The sequence below is a fragment of the Persicitalea sp. genome (genome assembly GCF_041751555.1).
Taxonomy (GTDB): Bacteria; Bacteroidota; Bacteroidia; order Cytophagales; family Spirosomataceae; genus Persicitalea.
This window is the reverse complement of the sequence record NZ_JBGSXF010000361.1, coordinates 1-2,792: the sequence shown is the minus strand read 5'-3', so window position 1 is coordinate 2,792 and position 2,792 is coordinate 1. Positions and strand designations below refer to the sequence as shown.

Here is a 2,792-nt window from a genome sequence, read left to right as displayed (position 1 = left end):
TCGTCGATGATGCCGCTCGTCAGGTGCTTGCCCGTGCCGTCGATTTCGCGCGCGCCGGAGGCGGAAAGGTTCTTACCGATCTTGGCGATTTTGCCTTTCTGAACCAGTAAATCGGTACCCGTCACCACGCCATCGGCCTCGTTGGTCCAGACGGTGGCGTTTTTGATCAAAATCGTTTCAGACCTGGGTATTTCCTCGTTGCCGAAACCGACGAAAGGATAAAGCAACCTGCCCATATCCTCAAAAGTCGGCTGCTTGGGCGTGGGCTTGCCTGTCTTCACGGTGTCGGGAGAGGAGGTAGTTTTGGTCGTGTCCAGCGTCGCCGACCACTCGATGGGCGCGCCGTCGGGCAAAGTACCCTGGCCTTGAATGTCCCTACCATTGATATAACCTGTCAACCGCACGGTGCCGGGCTTTTTCTTATCGGGCTGGTAGGTCACCGTGACCTGCTCGCCATTGACGGTCACTTTCGGGCCGAGTTTCAGCGTATCCTGCGAAATTTGATAGTCGGGTTTGTTGGCTTTGCCCGACACCCGCATCCGCAGGGCCTCGTTGCCCCCGACGGTCAGCTTGTAGTCGCCGCGCAGGTCAGCGGCGTTCAGGTCGTTAATAATGAATTTCCTGCCCTGAATCCAGTTTTCGTGGATCAGATTGTCTTCGTTGAACAATTCCTCAGAAGTAATCAGGAAGTTGGCAAGTTTTCCCTTTTGCAAACTACCCAGCATGTCGTCGGCCTTGACCAGACGCGCCGGAGCCAGCGTGATGGCTTCCAACGCTTTCTCCTTGGATAGACCAAACTCGATGGCTTTGCGGATATTGGTCCAAAAGTCGCCCTTATTTTTTAGCCCGTCCGCAGTAAAAGCGAAGGGAATGTTTGCCTTCACAAGTGCGGCCGGGTTGGACGGGGCCATTTCCCAGGCCTTTAGTTCATCCAGCGATACGATGTCGGCGTCCCAGGGGTCTTCCACATCGGGCGCCGCCGGAAAAGTAAGCGGCACGAGCAAGGCAGCTTTGGTGGCCTTCACCTCGTCGATGCGCTGGTACTCGCCGCCGCCACTCTTGATGATGTACTGAATACCAAACTCGTCGCCGACGTTATCGACGCGGAGAATACCCAGCTTGTCGGAGTTATCGAAGAAGGCGGGTAAATTTTTTATTTGGTTGAAAGCGCTCAATGAAAGATTGGACTCTTCTTTATTGCCTCCTTTGGCAAACCAGTCGGCATCGTAGTAGGTCTGCCGCAGTAGCGCCACGCTGCCCATGATCGAACCGGGATAGCTCTGCGACGAACTACCTTTGTCCAGTGAAAAGTGCGCCGAAGCCTGATCGCGCAGCAGTGCTTTATTTTCCGACTCATCATCGAGCGTCACCAGCGCGCCCGTGCCGCGCACGATACCGTCGTGTGAATTGACCAACAAAGTACCCCAGCCGTATTTTCGAAAATCAGTCGCCTTTTTGGCATCGACTACAAATAATTCTGCCGCCCGTACTTCCGGTTGAATGGCCTGATTCCAGCCATACGCTCCTTTTTTGTTGGATTCTAACTGCTGACCGCCACGTCGTCCGCCCGTGCCGCGTTTCACTTCGGGCATTCCGTAGTCCGAGTCGAGGTCGATGAGGGACGGGTAAATGTATTTACCCGTCAGGTCGGTCACGACCGTGCCTTTGGGGATTTTGATGTTCGTGCCGACGTCAACGATCTTGCCATTCTCAATTAGCAGCGTGCCTTTGGTAATGGTCGTTTGCGGGTCGGCGACGATGGTAGCGTTGGTGAAAGCGTAGCGTCCGGGGCGTTCGTCGTACGCGCCGTTGCGGGGGAACGTTTGCTGGGCCACGCTCGCCGTCGAAACAGCCAGCACGGACAGCCACGTCCAAACCAATTTTCTCATGTAGTAGTACAGATTTTGTTATAGAAAATAATTAGCGGGTCAATAATTAGCACGAAAATACGAACAAAATTGGGGCTTTTGCCAAAGAAGCTGAAATTGGATACTGGATTTTGGGCTTTGGATGCTGGATAATGGTTTTGTAATCATGTACTTAAAGAAAATAAAAAAGGCTCCGCATCATGCAGAGCCTTACAAAACATAAATTTCATCACTCATCACTCATCACTCATCACTCATCACTCAGGAAGGGTACTCATGCGGCAAAGCTTCATTCACCCGCTCGTGCCAGGGCAAACCGTGCTGATTTAGCTTTGCCATAAAAGGATCAGGATTCAATTGCTCCACATTCCAAACGCCCGGTTGCATCCACTCTTCGTTCGTCAGCATCAGCATGGCTCCAATCATGGCCGGAACGCCCGTGGTGTAGCTGACCGCCTGCCCGCGCACTTCGCGGTAGGTTTCGGCGTGATCGCAATTGTTCCAGACGTAATAAGTCTTCTCCTCGCCGTTCAGAATGCCTTTGATTTGGCAACCGATGGAAGTTTGGCCCGAATAATTCTCGCCCAGACTCTCCGGCGCGGGTAGTACGGCTTTCAGGAATTCCAGCGGCACGATGTCGATACCCTTGAAATTGATGGGCGCGATGCTGGTCATGCCCACGTTTTCCAATACATTGAGGTGCGTAATGTAGGCCTGGCCAAAAGTCATCCAGAAACGGGCGCGTTTCAAGGTAGGGAAGTGCTTCACCAGCGATTCCAGTTCCTCGTGGTACAGCACGTAGCTCTCCTTCGGCCCAATACCAGGGTAGTCGATGGGCTTGTGAATGCTCATGGCCTCGATTTCGATCCACTCGCCATTTTCCCAATAGCGGCCCGGCTGGGTGATTTCGCGGATGTTGATTTC

The 2,792-nt window shown here is 53.4% G+C and carries 2 protein-coding genes; both read right to left on the bottom strand.

Annotation, left to right across the window (positions count from 1 at the left end):
• Positions 1-1,889: amidohydrolase family protein (locus tag ACEW8P_RS13030; protein ID WP_373513512.1), on the bottom strand; the 1,889-nt coding region annotated here is incomplete at its 3' end.
• A gap of 240 nt (positions 1,890-2,129) precedes the next feature.
• Positions 2,130-2,792: saccharopine dehydrogenase family protein (locus ACEW8P_RS13025; RefSeq protein ID WP_373513511.1), on the bottom strand; the 663-nt coding region annotated here is incomplete at its 5' end.